General features: G+C 74.8%; 15 protein-coding genes and 4 tRNA genes. 13 read left to right on the top strand and 6 right to left on the bottom strand.

The features are described 5' to 3' along the window. Window positions 1-81 precede the first annotated feature (81 nt). On the top strand, window positions 82-957 hold the full coding sequence (gene htpX, locus ACWIZO_RS03680; protein ID WP_448641167.1) for a zinc metalloprotease HtpX: 876 nt from the start codon (window positions 82-84) through the stop codon (window positions 955-957). Window positions 958-1,024: 67 nt separating this feature from the next. Here the strand turns inward: htpX and ACWIZO_RS03675 are convergent, their stop codons facing one another. Then, the gene (locus ACWIZO_RS03675) at window positions 1,025-2,806 is read right to left on the bottom strand and encodes a putative bifunctional diguanylate cyclase/phosphodiesterase (protein ID WP_448641166.1); all 1,782 of its coding nucleotides are present in this window, start codon (window positions 2,804-2,806) and stop codon (window positions 1,025-1,027) included. A gap of 122 nt (window positions 2,807-2,928) precedes the next feature. Here ACWIZO_RS03675 and ACWIZO_RS03670 point away from each other — a divergent pair, with 122 nt between their 5' ends. Further along, on the top strand, window positions 2,929-4,284 hold the full coding sequence (locus ACWIZO_RS03670) for an aminotransferase class V-fold PLP-dependent enzyme (RefSeq protein ID WP_448641165.1): 1,356 nt from the start codon (window positions 2,929-2,931) through the stop codon (window positions 4,282-4,284). A 49-nt stretch (window positions 4,285-4,333) separates the two neighbouring features. Here the strand turns inward: ACWIZO_RS03670 and ACWIZO_RS03665 are convergent, their stop codons facing one another. The 3 genes from ACWIZO_RS03665 to ACWIZO_RS03655 all read right to left on the bottom strand — a co-directional run bounded on the left by ACWIZO_RS03665 (window position 4,334) and on the right by ACWIZO_RS03655 (window position 7,183). Next, window positions 4,334-5,905: a DUF6297 family protein gene (locus ACWIZO_RS03665; protein ID WP_448641164.1), complete on the bottom strand. Its 1,572-nt coding sequence runs from the start codon at window positions 5,903-5,905 to the stop codon at window positions 4,334-4,336. Continuing rightward, the gene (locus ACWIZO_RS03660) at window positions 5,902-6,600 is read right to left on the bottom strand and encodes an ABC transporter ATP-binding protein (protein ID WP_448641163.1); all 699 of its coding nucleotides are present in this window, start codon (window positions 6,598-6,600) and stop codon (window positions 5,902-5,904) included. Before ACWIZO_RS03660 ends, ACWIZO_RS03665 begins: the two co-directional genes overlap by 4 nt. 91 nt (window positions 6,601-6,691) lie before the next feature. Then, window positions 6,692-7,183 (bottom strand): YajQ family cyclic di-GMP-binding protein, encoded by a 492-nt coding sequence (locus tag ACWIZO_RS03655; protein ID WP_446757408.1) that lies wholly within the window; start codon window positions 7,181-7,183, stop codon window positions 6,692-6,694. Window positions 7,184-7,274: 91 nt separating this feature from the next. Here ACWIZO_RS03655 and ACWIZO_RS03650 point away from each other — a divergent pair. After that, window positions 7,275-7,356: transfer RNA gene (locus tag ACWIZO_RS03650), tRNA-Tyr, on the top strand. A gap of 57 nt (window positions 7,357-7,413) precedes the next feature. On the opposite strand, the gene ACWIZO_RS03645 is transcribed toward ACWIZO_RS03650, so the two are convergent. Further along, complete coding sequence (locus ACWIZO_RS03645; RefSeq protein ID WP_448641162.1) at window positions 7,414-7,857, bottom strand: pilus assembly protein TadG-related protein; 444 nt, start codon at window positions 7,855-7,857, stop codon at window positions 7,414-7,416. Between the two features lie 597 nt (window positions 7,858-8,454). On the opposite strand from ACWIZO_RS03645, the gene ACWIZO_RS03640 reads away from it, so the two are divergent. From ACWIZO_RS03640 to ACWIZO_RS03610, 7 genes are all read left to right on the top strand, one after another. Then, complete coding sequence (locus ACWIZO_RS03640; RefSeq protein WP_448641161.1) at window positions 8,455-10,941, top strand: putative bifunctional diguanylate cyclase/phosphodiesterase; 2,487 nt, start codon at window positions 8,455-8,457, stop codon at window positions 10,939-10,941. A gap of 95 nt (window positions 10,942-11,036) precedes the next feature. Then, window positions 11,037-11,109 (top strand) — tRNA-Thr (locus ACWIZO_RS03635). A gap of 44 nt (window positions 11,110-11,153) precedes the next feature. Continuing rightward, window positions 11,154-11,227, top strand: a tRNA-Met gene (locus ACWIZO_RS03630). A 106-nt stretch (window positions 11,228-11,333) separates the two neighbouring features. Continuing rightward, entirely contained in the window at window positions 11,334-11,498 is a 165-nt protein-coding gene (gene rpmG, locus ACWIZO_RS03625; protein ID WP_369202751.1) for a 50S ribosomal protein L33, read from the top strand. A 32-nt stretch (window positions 11,499-11,530) separates the two neighbouring features. Further along, window positions 11,531-11,977: an FAS1-like dehydratase domain-containing protein gene (locus ACWIZO_RS03620; protein WP_448641160.1), complete on the top strand. Its 447-nt coding sequence runs from the start codon at window positions 11,531-11,533 to the stop codon at window positions 11,975-11,977. Then, window positions 11,974-12,402, top strand: a complete 429-nt coding sequence (locus tag ACWIZO_RS03615) for a MaoC family dehydratase (RefSeq protein WP_448641159.1) — start codon at window positions 11,974-11,976, stop codon at window positions 12,400-12,402. The genes ACWIZO_RS03620 and ACWIZO_RS03615 overlap by 4 nt, the downstream gene beginning before the upstream one ends. Then, the gene (locus ACWIZO_RS03610; RefSeq protein ID WP_448641158.1) at window positions 12,399-13,820 is read left to right on the top strand and encodes a M1 family aminopeptidase; all 1,422 of its coding nucleotides are present in this window, start codon (window positions 12,399-12,401) and stop codon (window positions 13,818-13,820) included. The genes ACWIZO_RS03615 and ACWIZO_RS03610 overlap by 4 nt, the downstream gene beginning before the upstream one ends. 105 nt (window positions 13,821-13,925) lie before the next feature. Here ACWIZO_RS03610 and ACWIZO_RS03605 read toward each other — a convergent pair whose 3' ends face one another. Then, window positions 13,926-15,170 (bottom strand): pyridoxal phosphate-dependent aminotransferase, encoded by a 1,245-nt coding sequence (locus ACWIZO_RS03605; RefSeq protein ID WP_448641157.1) that lies wholly within the window; start codon window positions 15,168-15,170, stop codon window positions 13,926-13,928. A gap of 346 nt (window positions 15,171-15,516) precedes the next feature. Here ACWIZO_RS03605 and ACWIZO_RS03600 point away from each other — a divergent pair. From ACWIZO_RS03600 to nusG, 3 genes are all read left to right on the top strand, one after another. Continuing rightward, window positions 15,517-15,589 (top strand) — tRNA-Trp (locus ACWIZO_RS03600). 150 nt (window positions 15,590-15,739) lie between these two features. Continuing rightward, on the top strand, window positions 15,740-16,291 hold the full coding sequence (gene secE, locus ACWIZO_RS03595; protein WP_448641156.1) for a preprotein translocase subunit SecE: 552 nt from the start codon (window positions 15,740-15,742) through the stop codon (window positions 16,289-16,291). A gap of 44 nt (window positions 16,292-16,335) precedes the next feature. Beyond that, window positions 16,336-17,241, top strand: a complete 906-nt coding sequence (nusG, locus tag ACWIZO_RS03590; RefSeq protein WP_448641155.1) for a transcription termination/antitermination protein NusG — start codon at window positions 16,336-16,338, stop codon at window positions 17,239-17,241. The last annotated feature ends 77 nt before the right edge of the window (window positions 17,242-17,318 follow it).

Genomic DNA, 17,318 nt, shown 5'->3' with positions numbered 1-17,318 from the left:
GGATTCCGGACGCTGCCGTCCGTAAGCGGCGTCACCCGTCGGACCCGGGAACGGTGGTCGGGGGCACTCCGTTCACGGGGGGTGCGGCGCTGGGGCAACGAGGTGCGGACCGCGCTCCTGCTGGGGGTGATGGCCGGTCTCGTCCTCGCCGCGGGGGCCCTCGTCGGCGGCCGCGGGGGGTTGCTGGTCGCCCTCGTCGTCGCCCTGGGGGTCAACGGCTGGGCGTGGTGGCGCTCCGATCGGCTGGCGCTGCGCGCCATGCGCGCCTTCCCGGTGACCGAGACGCAGGCACCGGGCCTGTACGCGATGGTGCGCGAGCTGGCCACCGAGGCCCGCCAGCCGATGCCGCGCCTCTACGTCAGCCCCACCGACCAGCCCAACGCGTTCGCCACCGGCCGGACGCCGCGGCGCGCGGCGGTCTGCTGCACGCAGGGCGTCCTCGAGCTGCTCGACCGCCGGGAGCTGCGCGCGGTGCTGGCCCACGAGCTCTCCCACGTCTACAACCGCGACATCCTCCTCGGCTCGGTCGCCGGCGCGCTGGCCACCGTCGTCACGTACCTCGCCCACCTGGCCGCGTTCGGCGCGCTCACCGGCGGCCGCTCCGAGGACCGGGGCGGCGGCAACGTGCTCGGCACGCTGCTGCTCGTCCTGCTCGGGCCGCTGGCCGCCGTCCTGGTGCAGCTGGCGGTCGGCCGCGGCCGCGAGTACCAGGCCGACGCCGACGGGGCGCGCCTGTCCGGTGACCCACTGGCCCTCGCCGACGCGCTGCGCCGTATCTCCCGCGGGGCGGCGGCCCGCCCGCTGCGGGCCGACGACCGCCTGGTGACCCAGAGCCACCTGATGATCGCCGCGCCCTTCCCGTCGGCCGGGCTGGCGGCGCTGTTCGCCACCCACCCGCCGATGGCCGAGCGGATCGCCCGGCTGGAGCGGATGGCGCGCGGGCCCCGCGGCGGCTGAGTCCCGATGCCGATCGAGGTCCCCGCGCCGGGTGGCGCGGGGACCTCGGTGGCGTGGCGCCTCGGTGTCACGCGGGGACGAGCATCGCCGGCTCGGACCGGCGCCCGGTCAGCAGCAGCTTCACCGCGTCGCCGGGCACCAGCGGGCGGGAGAAGTGGTAGCCCTGGCCGAGCGGGCAGTGCAGGGCGCGCAGGGTCTCGACCTGGTCGCCGGTCTCGAGCCCCTCGGCCACCACCTCCAGGTGCAGGTCCTGGGCGAGCCGGGTGATGGCCGCGACCACGGCGTGCCCCTCGGCGCCGGTCGTCACCCCGTCGATGAAGGACTTGTCGATCTTCAGCGTGTCGATCGGGAAGCGCCGCAGGTAGCCCAGCGACGAGTAGCCCGTGCCGAAGTCGTCGAGGGCCAGCCGGACACCCAGGGCCTTGAGCTGGTCGATCTTGCGGGTCGTCTCCTCGATGTCGTGCGCGAACAGCGACTCGGTGATCTCCAGGGTGAGCAGCGACGGGGCCAGGCCCGACTGCCGCAGCGCCTCGGCGACGTCCCCGACCAGGTCGGGGTGGTGGAACTGCCGGACGGAGACGTTGACGCTCATCCGCAGCCGGCCCAGCGGCGAGCGGTGCTGCCAGACGGCGGCCTGCCGCGTCGCCTCCTGCACCACCCAGCGGCCGATCGGCACGATCAGGCCGGTCTCCTCGGCCAGCGGGATGAACTCCAGCGGGGACACCAGTCCCCGCTCGGGGTGCCGCCACCGGACCAGCGCCTCGAACCCGACGACGACCTGCGTGCAGACGTCGACGATTGGCTGGTAGTGCAGCTCCAGATGCTCGGCGTCGAGCGCGCCGGACAGGTCCGCCCGGACGGCGTCGCGCTGCACCTGGGCCGTGTGGTGGCTGGGCTGGAAGACCTCCAGCCGGCCCTTGCCGCCCGTCTTGGCCGCGTACATCGCCAGGTCGGCGGCGCGCAGCATGCTGATGGCGCTGGCCGCGCAGGCGTCCGAGGTGGCCAGACCGATGCTCAGCCCGGTGCGCACCACGTGGTCACCGACGCGCGTGGGCGCCCGCAGCGAGTCGAGGATGCGGTGCGCCACCCGCTCGGCCTGGTGTGCGCTGCCGGGACCGGTGAGCAGGATGGCGAACTCGTCACCGGAGAGGCGGGCCACCGTGTCGGTGTCGCGGACGCTGCCGACCATGCGCTCGGCGAGGAGCCTGATCAGGGCGTCGCCGCCCTCGTGCCCGAGGCTGTCGTTGGCCGCCTTGAGGTTGTCGACGTCGAGGAACAGCACGGCCGACGGCGTGCCGGACTCCCGGCGGGCGAGGTCGGCCTCGGCCATCCGCTCCATGAACAGGGCGCGGTTCGGCAGGCCGGTGAGCGCGTCGTGGAAGGCCTGGTAGCGCAGCCGGTCCTCCAGCTCCTTGCGGCCCTCGACGGCGCCGAGCAGGCTGTTGAAGGCGCGGCCGGCCTCGCCGATCTGGTCGTCGGAGTCGACGGTGATCCGCTCGAAGACCGCCGCCGACCAGTCGCCGGAGCTGGTGGCGGAGGTGATGACACCGGTCGCCGACCGCAGGTGGCTGCCGAGCACCTCCATCCGGCCGCCGACGACCCCGCGGCACAGCGCGTAGTTCATCGCGCCCACGAGGAAGCCGGCCACCAGGCAGGCCGAGGCGAACAGCGGGCGGTCGGCGATGGTCTCGGGCACGCCGAGCAGCACCGCGAACGGCGGGAACACGAAACCGACGGCCAGGCCCAGGCCGACCATGTAGATCGCCATGTCCCAGAAGACCCGGGAGGTCAGGCGGAAGGCCCGGCGGGGACGCGGCTGCGCCCCGGCGCCGGTCTCGTGCATCGTCATGCCGGGCAGATCGGACCCGGTCGGACGTGACTTGAGCGACCTCACGGGAGGTTCCCCCTCCGGGTGAGATCGGGGGAGTCGCTCAAGTTCGGCGCCCGGACGTCGATCAGGCTGCCATGGAGATGACGCTGTCCTTCACGGCCGGCCAGTACGTGGGTGACGACCTGTGGGTGTCGGTGCTCGACGGGCAGCCCCGCCAGTACGTCGACCTGGACACGGCCGCCACGAGCTCGGCGTCGGTCGTCGTCGCCCGCGCGGTCCAGGAGTTCCTCCCCTGGTACGCGAGCGTGCACCGCGGGGCCGGCATCCGGTCCCAGCTCACCAGCCGGCGCTACGAGGAGGCGCGCGAGATCGTCGTGCGCTTCGTCGGCGGCGACCCGGCCACGCACACCGCGCTGTTCCCCCGGAACACCACCGAGGCGATCAACCTGCTGACCTTCCGGCTGGGGCTCACCCGGGACGACGTCGTCGTCACCACGGCCGTCGAGCACCACGCCAACCTGCTGCCCTGGCAGCGGCACGCCCGGCTGCGCGTCGTGGACGTCGACGAGAGCGGCACCTTCGACGTCGCCGCGGTCGAGGCCGCGCTGGACCAGCACCCGCGGCCGCGCGTGCTGGCCGTCACCGGCGGCTCCAACGTCACCGGCTGGCTGCCCGACCTGCGGGCCATCGCCGCCGCGGCCCGCCAGCGCGGCGTCCTGGTGGTGGTCGACGGCGCCCAGCTCGTGCCGCACCGCCCCGTCGACATCACCGCCCTGGGCATCGACGTGATCGCCTTCTCCGGCCACAAGATGTACGCGCCGTTCGGCGCCGGCGCCCTCGTCGTCCCGCACGCGCTGCTCGCCGCGGGAGAGCCGTTCCTGGTCGGCGGCGGCGCGGTGAAGGCCGTCTCGTTCGACGACGTCGTGTGGGCCGACGGTCCCGACCGCGACGACGCCGGCTCGCCGAACGTCGTCGGCGTCGTGGCCCTCACCGCCGCCGCGGACGAGCTGCGCAGCGACGGGTGGTCGTCGGTGCGGGCGCACGAGGACCACCTGGTCCGTGCCCTGGACTCCGAGCTGCGCTCCGTCCCCGGCCTGCGCCGGCTGGGCCCGGTCACCGGGGACCGGCTGCCGGTCGCCGCCTTCAACCTCGAGGGCGTGCCGCACGGGCTGCTCGCCGCCCGCCTGGCCAACGAGTGGGCGATCGGCACCCGCAGCGGCTGCTTCTGCGCCCACCCCTACATGGGCCGGCTGCTCGGTCTCTCCGAGGCCGACGTGGCCCGGTTCCACGCCGACGTCCGCAGCGGGGCCCGGCACCGGCTGCCGGGTGCGGTCCGGGTCAGCGCGAACCGGCAGACCTACCTCACCGACATCCCGCTGCTGGGGCAGGCGCTGCGGGAGATCGCCGCCACCCCGCAGGGCGCCGAGGAGTACGTGCTCGACGCGCGCGGGGAGTTCGTCCCGCGGCGGCGGTCGCTGACGCCGGCTCCCGTCTGACCGCGCCGGCGCCGTCCGGGCGAGGACCGCGCGGCACGGGGCGGTGCCGTCACCGGGCCCGGCTGCCGCGGCGGGCCACGAGGGCGAGCGCGCCGGCGCACAGCAGCGCCGACCACGCGAGCTGGACGGCCAGCAGGAACGGCGTCGGCCCACCGGAGACGAGGGCCACGGCGAGCGGCAGGCTGCCCACCAGCCCGACGTCGACCCCCTGCACGAGCGTCGCCCCCACCCCGGTGGGGACCACGCCCATCGGGGTGGCGACGACCGGGCCGGACCAGTCGATCTCGGCACGGAACGCGCCACGCAGCGACGCGGCGGCCCAGGCCGGAGCCGTGGCGGCGCACAGGCCGGTCACGAGGGCCGGCGCGTCGCTCGCCACGCCGATCAGCAGCCCGGTCAGCGCGGTCACCGCCGCGAGCAGGGCGAACGGCACGACGGCACGCGCGACCGTGACCCCGGCGGCCGAGAGCGGCAGCAGGCGGTCGAGCGCCGGGGCCGCCTGGGCCTGACGCGCCGGGTGACCGGCCGCGACGGCCGCGAGCGCCCAGCCGGCCACGCACGCGGTCCACACGGCCAGGGGGAGGGACCCGAGCCCCTCGGTGCGGGCGACCACGACGGGGACCGCGATCGCGACCAGCGCCTGGCCGAGGTGCCACGGGGAGCGGACCAGCGCGGTGCCGTCGGCGGCGACCACCGCCTGCCAGGCTCCGGAGACGCGGGCGAAGCGGCGGCCGCGCCGGGGCGCGCGCGGACGGCGGGCGGCCAGCGCCCGGCCCAGTTCCCGGGTGTCGAGCGAGACCGCCGAGGCGGCCGCGTGCTGCGACGTCGCGCCGAGCGCGCGCAGCTGCGCGGCGCCCAGCCGGTCGAGCCCGGCGACGGCGCCGCCGAGCAGGGGGACGGCCGCGGCCGCCAGCACGACTGCACCGCCGGTCGGTGCCACGGGCAGGGAGGGGACGACCCCGCCGCCGGTCAGCGCGGACGCGGTGCCCACGGCGACCACCGCCACGGCGGTCGCCACGGCCACGGCGCCGGCGACGGGTGCCAGCCGGCCCGGTCGCCCCCGCGTCTGGTTGAGGGCCACGGCCCCCACCACGGCGGCCGCGCACCCCGCCGTCCCGGTGAGGACGGCGGCGACGCCGGCGGGGGAGGGGGTGTCGGTCAGGGTCAGCGCCGGCGGCAGGGCCAGCACGACGGCGGTGCCGGTGACGGCCGTGGCGACCCGGACCAGCTCCCCGCGCAGGAGTTCGCGGCGGCCGGCCGGCAGCGGCAGCCACCAGGCAGCCGCGGCGGGGGTGCTGCTCACCGGTCCCAGCCGGTCCAGGCAGACGACGAGACCGGCGACCGCCAGCGAGGCGGCGACCGCGGCGGTGACCCCGGCCGGCAGCACGGGCACGGTGACCGGCGCCCCGGCCAGCGAGATCCGCTCGCGCAGCGAGGCGACCGCCCCGGCGAGCACCGCGACGCCGATCGCCACCGAGACCAGGTGGCCGTGGACCTCGCCGAGCCGGGCGGTCAGCGTGGTGTCGGCCCGGGCGGCCGTGGCCCGCCGGGTGAGCCGCCGGACGGCGGCGCCGGAGAGCTCGGCCGCGCGGACGGCGACGACAGGGGACGAGCCGGTCACAGGGTCGGGAGGACGTCGGCGGCCGCGGCCGGGTCGAGCCGGTGGCAGGCGGCCTCGCCGAGCAGGAGCACCTCGTCGGCCACGGCGCGGAGGAAGTCGGCGTCGTGGCAGGCGAAGACGAGCGCGGCGCCCTCGTCCCGGTGCCGGGCCAGCCGTCCGGCCAGCCGGGCGCGCATCCCGGCGTCGAGACGCCGCTCGGGCTCGTCGAGCACGACGAGCCGGGCCGGCCGGACGAGGGCCGCCGCCAGCGCCAGCCGGCGGCGCTGCCCGGACGACAGCTGCGACGGCAGCGCGTCGACCCGGTCGGCCAGCCCGAACGCCGCCACCTCGGCCTCCACCACCGCCTCGGCGTCGCGCACCCCGTGGCCCCGCGCGGTCAGCAGCAGGTGCTCGCGGCCGGTCAGCGACGGGAAGAACGCGTCGTCGTCGAGCACGCAGGCCACGTCCCGGCGGAAGTCGGCCCGCCGCTCGTCGACCTCCCGGCCGTCGAAGGCGACCGTCCCGCCCAGAGGGGCGAGGAGCCCGACGAGGGTCTGCAGCAGCGTGGACTTGCCCGCGCCGTTGGCGCCGACGAGGCCCAGGGCCCGCCCAGGCTCTAGGACGACGTCGACCGGCGCGCACACCGGCTCGGTGGCGTAGCCGACCCGCAGGCCCTCGGCCCGCAGCAGGGCCGTCCCCGCGCTCCCCGCGGTCACCGTCCCACCACGCCGGGCCGCCGCCGTGCCCCGCCGCCGGCCGCGCGCCGGGTCCGGGACGGGGGCCGTGGCACCGCGGGCGGCAGCCGGCTCAGCGGTAGTTGTCGAACTGCAGGGCGACGTCGAGGTCCTTGCCGCGCAGCAGCTGCTGCACCGTCTGCAGGTCGTCGCGCTTCTTGCCGCTCACGCGCAGCTGGTCGCCCTGGACCTGTGCCTGCACGCCCTTCGGGCCCTCGTCGCGGATGATCTTCGCGATCTTCTTGGCGGTGTCGGACTCGATGCCCTGCTTGATCCGCGCGGAGATCTTGTAGGTCCGCCCCGAGGACTGCGGGTCGCCGGCGTCCAGGGACTTCAGCGAGATGCCGCGCTTGACGAGCTTCTCCTTGAAGACGTCGAGGGCGGCGACCACCCGCTCCTCGGTGTCGGCGGTGACGGTGACGCCCTCCTCGCCGGCCCACGCGATGGCCGCGTTCGTGCCGCGGAAGTCGAAGCGCTGGGACAGCTCCTTGCCGGCCTGGTTGAGCGCGTTGTCGACCTCCTGGCGATCGACCTTGCTCACGACGTCGAAGGACGCGTCGGCCATCTCTGCTCCATCCCCCCGCGCCGGAGCGACCCGGTGCGGGACCCGTCGGGCCGTCGCCGGCCCGTCTTGTACTCTCTCCCCGTGGGACCACGGCGGGTTGCCCGAGTGGCCAATGGGAGCGGACTGTAAATCCGTCGGCTTAGCCTACGAAGGTTCGAATCCTTCACCCGCCACCCCCGTGCAGCGGCCCCCGACCGGCAGGTCGGGGGCCGCTGTCGCGTCCGGGTGGCTCAGGGGAGCGTGGGAGCCCGGGCGCTGGCGACGGCGGTGACCTCCAGGGGCCGACCGTCGAGGAACAACCAGCCGAAGGCGATCTCGACCGAGCGCCTGCAGCGGACGGTGACCTCCGCGCCGTCGGACTCCGCCGACCAGGCGTCCAGGCCCGTGCCGCCGTAGGCCAGGTGGTCGGCGACCGCGCCCCGGGCGGTCTCGGTGGTCAGCGGCAGCGAGTCGCCGACCCCAGTCGCGTAGACCCGCCCCTCGTCGGTGCGGTTGGCCGCGGCCAGCGCGGCGCCGTCGCAGACCGCCTGCACGTCCTGCCGCTCGAGGAAGGCGTCGGACGCCGCGATCGCCCCGAGGGCCGTGAACGCCGCCACGAGCCAGCAGACCAACACGAACGGCAGAGCCGAGCCCCGCTCCCGGCCGGCGTCGGCCGCCCCTGTCCCCGCTGGCACGGCGCGCAGCGTAGGGCCGCCGTCCTATAGAGAGTCGCGCCTCCACAGGACGGTCCGTCCCCCGTGTCCGCCCTTCACCCGATCCGGTGACACACGGAAGAGTCTGCGACACAGACTGTAAAAGTATAACGGCGTGTCACCTGTTGGTCATTTTCTGTGGTTGCCACGCGCGTGTGAGGGCAGCAGTGTCTTGGTTGCGGTCCGTACACGAACGACGCTCTGCCCCCGCGCCTGGGTGACAGCCCGCACCAGAAGAGCTGTCTTGCGTGCCTCAGGAGGCGTCATGAACACCACCGTCCCGACCGCCGAGCGCATCTCCCGCTGGGGCCGCATCTCCCGCTGGGGCTGATCCTGCCCGGGCCGACGCGGACCCTCCGCCGCGCGGGGCCGTCGCGCGATCGGACGGCTGCCCCTGACGGGTGAGGACCTCCGCGCAGGAGTCTCGCGAAGCGTGTCCGCTGTTAACCTCTGCCGACGCCGCCCCCCGAAGAGACTAGGGTCCCGTTGGCCGAGCAACCGGCTCCCCCTGCAGAGCCCCCCGTGCCGCTGGCCGCATCCGCCGGACGACCAAACCCGGCACTGCGGCGCCCTGAGGTCGTGGCCCTCGCCGCGGCCCCGCTTGCCTGTCTCGTCGGTGCCCTGGTCCTGCCCGGGGCCTACCGATCGGCCGCCCCGCTGGTGCTCCTGACGATCCTGGCCGCGTTCCTGCTCACTGAGTCGGTGCAGTTCAACCTCGACCTGCGCCGGCAGACCTACATCCTCACGACGACCGAACTGGTCCTCGTCATCGGTCTCGTGGAGGTCGGCGGCTTCTGGACCACGCTGATGCACAGCTGCGCGCTGGTCCTCATCCAGGCCCACCAGCGGTATCCGCTCGCCAAGTCGGTCTTCAACGTCGCCTCGGCGATCCTCACCACGGCCGCCGCCGTCGTCGTGCTCTCCGCCTTCCCGTCGCTGGACCTCGCCTCGCCGGTCACATGGCTGGGGCTGGTCGTGGCGATCGCCGTCGCCGACCTCGTCTCCCTGCTGTGCGTGGCGACGGCGATCTCACTGACCGGCGGCCGTCCTGACTGGTCCTTCTGGCTCAGCGCCCTCGGTCCCCAGGTCGTCATCGGCCCGCTCAGCGTCGCCGCCGCTGTGGCGTCGCTGTTGCTCATGCGTACCAACCCGTGGGCCTGGCTGCTCGTGCTGCCCGTCCTCGTCGCCATCGTGGCTGCTTTCCGGCTGACCGCCTCCGCCTCCCGCGAGCGGCGCAGCATCCAACGGGTCTACGACTTCGCCCGGCAGGTGGAGAGCGTCAGTCCCGACGACGCGGGAACGCGCCAGATGGTGGCTGCGGTACGGGAGCTGCTCAACGCCGACAAGGTCGCGCTCTGGCTGCCTCCGTACCTCGACGAGGCCCCGCAGCTGGTCGTGGTCGGGGACGAGGAGATGGCGTACTACGACGGACCCGGTGACCCCGACGACGTCCTGCGGCGCCGCGCGCTGGAACCCGGGAACTCGGGCCCCGTTCTGGTCGCTGTCGGTCGGGCCACCCCGGCGGAGGCGGCCGCCCTCGCCCGCCGCGGTGCCGAGGAGGTCCTCGGCGCGCCCATCGCCACGGCGGCCGGTGAGCCGGGCTACCTCGAGGTGTGCGACCGGCGCAGCGACGTCGTCTCCTTCTCCGAGGGCGACCGCTCCGCGCTGGACTCGATGCTCACCCACGTCAACGCGGCCATCCGCCAGCAGCAGCTGCTGACCCAGATCCGCTACGACGCCGACCACGACCGGCTCACCGGCCTGCCCAACCGGCAGCGGCTGGCCACCGAGATCGACCAGGTGCTCACCGCCGACCCCGTCGGCGCCCGGTTGGGCCTGGTGCTGGCCGCCCTGGACAACCACACCGAGATCGTCGACACCCTCGGGCACGCAGCTGCCGACGAGCTGCTACTGGTCACCGCCGGCCTGCTGCGCGAGCACGCGCCGCCCGACGCCCTGGTGGCCCGGATGGAGGGCGAGCAGTTCGCCGTCCTGCTGCCGGGGCTGTCGCTGGCCGCGGCCGAGCGGGCTGCCCGCCGGCTGCGCGAGGCCACCTCCACCCGGGCCCGGGTGGCCGGGCTGGACCTGGAGGTCACGCTCACCGTCGGCGTCGCCGCGGCGCCGGTGCACGGCACCGACTCCGGCACGCTCATGCAGCGAGCCGACGTCGCGCTCCTGGCCGCTGGCGACGGGGGCGGTGGCCGCGTGGCCAGCTACCACCAGGTGCTCGACCAGCAGAGCCTGCGCCGCCTGCAGCTGGGCACCGAGCTCGAGCAGGCCATGGCCGACGGGCAGATCAGCGTGGTCTTCCAACCGATCATCGACGCCCGGACCTCCGACATCGTCTCGGTCGAGACGCTGGTCCGCTGGGCCCACCCGCGTTTCGGCGCCATCCCGCCGGACGACTTCATCCACCTCGCCGAGCAGATCGGCCGGATCGGCCCGCTCACCGACCACGTCCTCGACCTGGCGCTGGCCCGCTGCCGCCGCTGGCTGGACCAGGACATCGCCCTGTCGGTCGCGGTGAACCTCTCCGCCCGGTGCCTCACCGAGCCGGACCTGGTCGAGCGGGTGCAGCGGGCGCTGCGCCGCCACGGCGTCCCCGGCGAGCTGCTCATCCTCGAGCTCACCGAGGGCAGCGTCATCGACGACTCGGTGCGCTCCAGCAACGTCCTGGCCGAGCTGCACGCCCTGGGCCTGCGACTGTCCATGGACGACTTCGGCACGGGTTACTCGTCGCTGTCCCAGCTGCGACAACTGCCGATCGACGAGGTGAAGATCGACAAGTCCTTCGTGCTGGGGATGTCCACCAGCCAGGACGCGACGTTCATCGCCCGCTCGATCATCGAGCTGGCCCACAACCTGGGCCTCCTGGTCGTGGCCGAGGGCGTCGAGGACGAGCTGACCCGCAAGCTGCTCACCGAGATGGGCTGCGACAAGCTCCAGGGCTTCCTGGTCAGCCGACCGCTGCCCGACGAGCGGCTGGAGAGCTGGCTGCTCGCCCGCACCGGCGTCCGGTCCGTCGCTGCCGGTGCCCAGCACCGCCGGCTGTTCGTCCGCACCTGACGAGCGGCCGTCCCGGCGCCTCACCGGGCTCGCGGAAGGGGCCTGCAGGGCAGCCGGAAGGAGTCGGGTATAGTCCTCGACGGCTCTTCGAGCACGCCCCTTTAGCTCAGTCGGCAGAGCGTCTCCATGGTAAGGAGAAGGTCTACGGTTCGATTCCGTAAAGGGGCTCCGACCACCGGTCCAGTCGCGAGACCGGGCCGCGCGGTCCTCCCGGCGGTGTAGCTCAGCCAGGCAGAGCAAGCGGCTCATAATCGCTGTGTCACCGGTTCAAATCCGGTCACCGCTACCCCAGACGGACCCCGGCTCCCCGGGGTCCGTCGCCGTGTCGGCTCCCGCCGCCACGGATCCCCGGCCCGCCGCGGGTCGGTACCGACAAGGCGAGGAGAGCCTCCATGGCAGCCACCGACGTCCGTCCGAAGATCACCCTGGCCTGCCAGGAGTGCAAGAACCGCAACTACATCACCCGCAAGAACCGTCGGAACGACCCCGACCGGCTCGAGCTGAAGAAGTACTGCCCCACGGACAAGAGGCACACGGTCCACCGCGAGACCCGCTGACGCCGGCTCGCGAGGGACGAGGGAGGGCGGGAGTGGCGCTGGACGCAGGACTGGTCGGGCGCGGCTACCCGCCCTCCGCCGTCTACGAGGTGGGCCGCGCGAAGATCGCCGAGTTCGCCGCCGCCGTCGGCGCGGCCGACCCCGCGCACACCGACCCCGCGGCGGCCCGCGCGCTGGGCCACCCCGACGTCGTCGCGCCGCCCACCTTCGCCATCGTGGTCACCCTCGGCGCGGCCGACGTCGTGCTGGCCGACCCGGAGGTGGCCCTCGACTACAGCCGGGTCGTGCACGGCGAGCAGCGCTTCACCCACCACCGCCCGATCCGGGCCGGCGACCGGCTGGTGAGCACGACGACCATCGAGGCGGTCCGCAGCGTGGCCGGCAACGACATGCTCACCACCCGGGTCGACGTCGCCACCGAGGACGGCGAGGCCGTCTGCACCGCCACCTCCCTGCTCGTGGCGCGGGGGACGGCGTGACCGCCCGGCCGCGCGCCGCCGAGGTCGCCGTCGGCACCGAGCTGCCCGAGCAGACCCACCGGGTGACCCGCGCCGACCTGGTCCGCTACGCCGGCGCCTCGGGGGACCTCAACCCGATCCACTGGAGCGACCGGGTCGCCGCCTCCGTCGGCCTGCCCGGGGTCATCGCCCACGGCATGCTCACGATGGGCCTGGCCGCCCGGGCGGTCACCGACTGGGCCGGCGACCCGGGCGCGGTGGTCGAGTACCAGGTCCGCTTCAGCCGCCCCGTCGTCGTCCCCGACGACGAGACCGGCGCCGAGGTCACCGTCCGCGGGAGGGTCGGGGCCGTCCTCGACGGCGGCCGGGTGCGCGTCGACCTCACGGTCACCAGTGGCGGCGAGAAGGTCCTCTCGCTGGCCCGCGCCACCGTCGCCCTGGCATGACCGCCCGGCGGGTGGTGCCCGCCGCCGCCGCGCTGCTCCTGCTGACCGGCTGCACGTCCTTCGCCCAGACCCTCGCCGCCGAGCGGGATGCGGCCGGCCGGGGCGCCGCCCCGTCGTCCCCGGCCGGTGACGAGGAGGGCTGCCCGGGCGGGCGGGCCGAGCCCGACCCCGACCGCCCCGTCGTCGACCTCGACTTCCGGCTCTCCGACGACCTGCGCACGGTCACCGGCACCGAGACCGTCGTCTTCACCCCGGACGTCGCCACCGGGGAGATGGTCTTCCGGCTGGTGCCCAACGGCCCCGGCGCGGCCGGGCTCGGCAACCGGCTCACCGTCGACGACGTCCGCGGCGACGACGTCGAGCGGTCCGGCTACGAGGACGCCGGCGCCGAGGAGCCCGGCGGCCTCTACGTGGTGACCCTCGACGACGAGCTCGGGGCGGGGGAGTCCACCGAGGTGGAGCTGGACTTCACCGTCGCCCTCGGCGGGGGCGGCTTCGAGCGGCTCGGCGCGGTCGAGGGCGCCTCCTGGTGGGCCAGCGGCTTCCCGCTGCTCGCGTGGGAGCCCGGCGTCGGCTGGGCCCACGACCCGTTCGTCGGCATCCTCGGCGAGACCGCCACCAGCCCGGTCGCCGATACCACGGTCAGCGTCTCGGTGCCCGAGGAGCTCACCGTGCTGATGACCGGTGACCAGGACGAGCCCACCGCGCCCGAGGACGGGCGGCGCACCTGGACCTCGCACGAGCCGGTGGCCCGCGACGTCAGCGTGGCCGCCGGGGAGTTCCGCACCGCCACGCTCACCACCCCGGCGGGCGTGGAGATCACCACCGGGGTGCTGCCGGACGCCGGGATCGGCCCCGGCGAGCTCGCCGACTGGGCCGGCGAGGACGTCACCGCCCTGGCCGACCGCTTCGGCGCGTTCCCCTACGCCACCCTCACCGTGCCGCTGCTGCCCGACGAGGGCGGCGGCATCGAGTACCCGAGCTCGATCCTGCTCGCCGGCGCCAGCCGGGTGGTGCTCGAGCACGAGGTCGCGCACATGTGGTTCTACGGGATGGTCGGCGACTCGCAGTTCCGCGATCCGTGGCTGGACGAGGCGTTCGCCACCTACGCCGAGTCCCTCGACGACCAGGCGCCGCAGGCGGCGCAGGACAGGGCGCTGGCCGTCCCGGGCGACGTCGGCGCGTCGATGGACGAGTTCGACGACACCGGCACCTACTTCGACGTCGTCTACGGCAAGGGCGGCGCCGCCCTGCTGGCCGCCCGCCAGGCCGCCGGTCCGGAGGCCTTCGACGCGGCGCTGCGCTGCTACGTGCAGACCAGCGCGTGGACGATCGCCACACCCGAGGACCTGGCCGCGGCACTGGCCGACCTCCCGGCCGCCCTCGACGTGCTGGTGCGCGCCGGCGCCCTGGACTGAGGCTCCGTCCCGAGGCTCGCGCCGAGCGTGCGAGGCGGGAGGAGGACGGGGTCCTCCCGCTCTCCGACCGAGCGCCCGGGAGTCCGGCGCCGTCAGCCGGTTCCGTCAGCCGACTCCGCCGAGCAGCCGCTGCATGCGGCTGACGCCCTCCACCAGGTCGTCGTCGCCGAGTGCGTAGGACATCCGCAGGTAGCCGGGGGTCCCGAACGCCTCCCCGGGGACGACGGCGACCTCCGCCTGCTCCAGGACGATCTCGGCGAGCTCCACGGTGTCCGACGCCGTCCGGCCCCCGATCGGACGGCCGAGCAGCGCCTTGACCGACGGGTAGACGTAGAAGGCGCCCTGCGGCTCGGGGCAGGCCACGCCGGGGATCTCCCGCAGCATCGACACGATCGTCCTCCGCCGACGGTCGAACGCCGTCCGCATCTCCGCCACCGCCGACAGGTCACCGGTGAGCGCGGCCACCGCGGCGGCCTGCGACACGTTGGCGACGTTGGAGGTGGCGTGCGACTGCAGGTTGGTGGCGGCCTTGACGACGTCGGCCGGGCCGACCATCCAGCCCACCCGCCAGCCGGTCATCGCGTAGGTCTTGGCCACGCCGTTGACGACGACGCAGCGGTCGGCCAGCTCGGGGACGAGGACCGGCATCGACGGCGCGGTCACGCCGTCGTAGGTGAGGTGCTCGTAGATCTCGTCGGTGAGCACCCACAGCCCGGCCTCGAGCGCCCAGCGGCCGATGGTCTCCACCTGGTCGGGCGGGTACACGGCGCCGGTCGGGTTGGACGGCGAGACGAACAGCAGGACCTTGGTCCGCTCGGTGCGGGCGGCCTCCAGCTGCGCCACCGAGACCAGGTAGCCGCTCTGCTCGTCGGCCACCACGGGCACCGGCACGCCGCCGGCCAGCGCGATGGCCTCGGGGTAGGTGGTCCAGTACGGCGCCGGGACGAGCACCTCGTCGCCGGGGTCGAGCATCGTGGCGAAGGCCTCGTACACCGCCTGCTTGCCGCCGTTGGTGACCAGCACCTGGGCCGGGGTGACCGACAGGCCCGAGTCGCGGGCGGTCTTGGCGACGATCGCCTCCTTGAGCGCCGGCAGCCCCCCGGCCGGGGTGTAGCGGTGCATCGCCGGCTGGCGGCAGGCGGCGACGGCGGCCTCGACGACGTAGTCCGGCGTCGGGAAGTCCGGCTCGCCGGCCCCGAAGCCGATGACCGGCTTGCCCGCCGCCTTGAGCGCCTTCGCCCTGGCGTCGACCGCGAGGGTCGCGGACTCGGCGATGGACCCGATGCGCCGCGACACGCGACGCTCGGCGGGGGAGAGGGTGGCGGACTCCGGCGGGGAGACGGCGGTCATGTCCCCATCATGTCGGAGGGCGCCCGGGTGGGCCCCGTCAGTTCCCGGTCCGGCGCGGCCGCACGTGCGGGACCGACGTCGCCGCCGCCACCCGACCGTCCGCCGCGCGCCGCGGGGGAGTGCCGTGCCGTCGAGGAGGCGCTCGCCGCCCACGCCGGACCTGTCCGGGGGGCGCCGGCCGGAGCGCGGTCACGGGCACCGGGCGCGGTCCCGTACACTGGCGGCCCTGGGGTGATCGACCCCGCCACCGGCGTGCCCCCGATCCCGGGGGACCGCGCCGGACGGCGGGCCCGGCCGCCCCGGGGCAGCTCGGAGCCGCCGCCCGCGCGGCGCGCTCCCGGGCACTAGGGGTGTAGCTCAATTGGCAGAGCAGCGGTCTCCAAAACCGCAGGCTGCAGGTTCAAGTCCTGTCACCCCTGCCCGTGCCGCCGGCCGTGCCGGTGGGCAGCACGACCCGGCACCGACCGTGCGCCGGCACGGACGGCGCCGCACGGGACGCACCAGCCCGTGACGCACCAGACCCCAGGGCCCGACACCAGCGGCCACCACCACGACGCGAGCGAGGCGCAGTGAGCGACGAGAAGCCGGGCCGCGGGGAGGACCCCCGCACCGCCTCCGACGCCGAGCTGACCGACGAGCAGCTCGACCGGGAGGCCCCCGGCGTCGAGGACGCCGCCGAGCTCGAGGCCGCCGAGGCCGAGATCGCCGCCGAGGCCGAGGCCGACGAGGAGAAGGTCGTGCCCGCGCCCAGCCGCCGGCGCGGTGGCCGCATCACCGCCGGCGACGACGACGAGGACGGGGCCGCCGCACCGCGCACCCGCCGTGCCGCCCGCGGCAGCAGCGCGGCCGGCAGCCGTCCCGCCGGCCGCGCGACCGAGGACGGCGGCACGCGCTCGCGGGCCGCCGCCCAGCGCGCCCGGGCCACCGAGGTCCGTCAGCGCCGCAGTCTGCGCCGCTTCCTCCGCGAGGTGGTCGCCGAGCTGCGCAAGGTCATCTGGCCGGGCCGCCGCGAGCTGGTCACCTACACCACCGTCGTGATCCTCTTCGTGGCCTTCATCGTCGCGCTGGTCGCCGGCCTGGACGTCCTCTTCGCGCAGGGCGTGCTCGCCGTCTTCGGCTGACCCGCCCCCGCGCCTGCACGCACCCCGACAAGGAAGAGAACCCCGTGACCGACCCCCGCGAGCCCTTCGACACCGACAGCGACGTCGAGGCCATCGACCTCGACGACCAGCGGATGGACGTGCGCGGCAGCGTCGACCTCGAGACCGGCGCCGGCGAGGTCGGCTCCGCCGAGGGCTCGGTCGACACCACCGGCCAGGACACCGCCACCGGCGTCGCCGACGTGACCCCGGTGGTCGAGAGCGGCGGCCGCGACAGCCTCGTCGGCGACCCGCTCGCCGCGCCCGCCCCCGACCACGACCCGATCGTCACCGGGGCGCTGGCCGAGGCTGCGGCCGAGGACGAGGACCCGCGCGAGACGCTCAAGCGCACCCTGCGCACCCAGTTCGGCGACTGGTACGTCATCCACTCCTACGCGGGCTACGAGAACAAGGTGAAGACCAACCTCGAGTCCCGCATCCAGTCGCTGGACATGGAGGACTACATCTTCCAGATCGAGGTGCCCACCGAGGAGGTCACCGAGATCAAGAACGGCAAGCGCACCCAGGTCAACCGGAAGAAGCTGCCCGGTTACCTGCTCGTCCGCATGGACCTCAACGACGAGTCCTGGGGCGCGGTCCGCAACACCCCCGGCGTCACCGGCTTCGTCGGCGCCACCTCCCGGCCCTCGCCGCTGTCGATCGACGAGGTCGTCAACCTGCTGGTCCCGGCGACCCCGCCGCAGGCGGCCAAGGTCGCCGAGACCGCCTCGCCGGCCGCCGCCGCGGCGCCGACGACCGTCGTCGACTTCGAGATCGGCGAGTCGGTGACCGTCATGGACGGCCCCTTCGCCACCCTCCCGGCGACGATCAACGAGATCAACGCCGAGCAGCAGAAGCTGCAGGTGCTGGTCTCCATCTTCGGCCGGGAGACGCCGGTCGAGCTCTCGTTCACCCAGGTCGCCAAGTTGTAGGACCTCGGTGCCCCCCACCCCACGCTCCGCGCAGGGCGGGTCCCTGCACCGAGGCCTTCCAGCCCGGACCACGACGT

It is taken from the genome of Geodermatophilus sp. URMC 63 (assembly GCF_053502565.1).
Note: the sequence above shows the minus strand (reverse complement) of the source record. Positions and strands in the feature narration are given on the sequence as shown.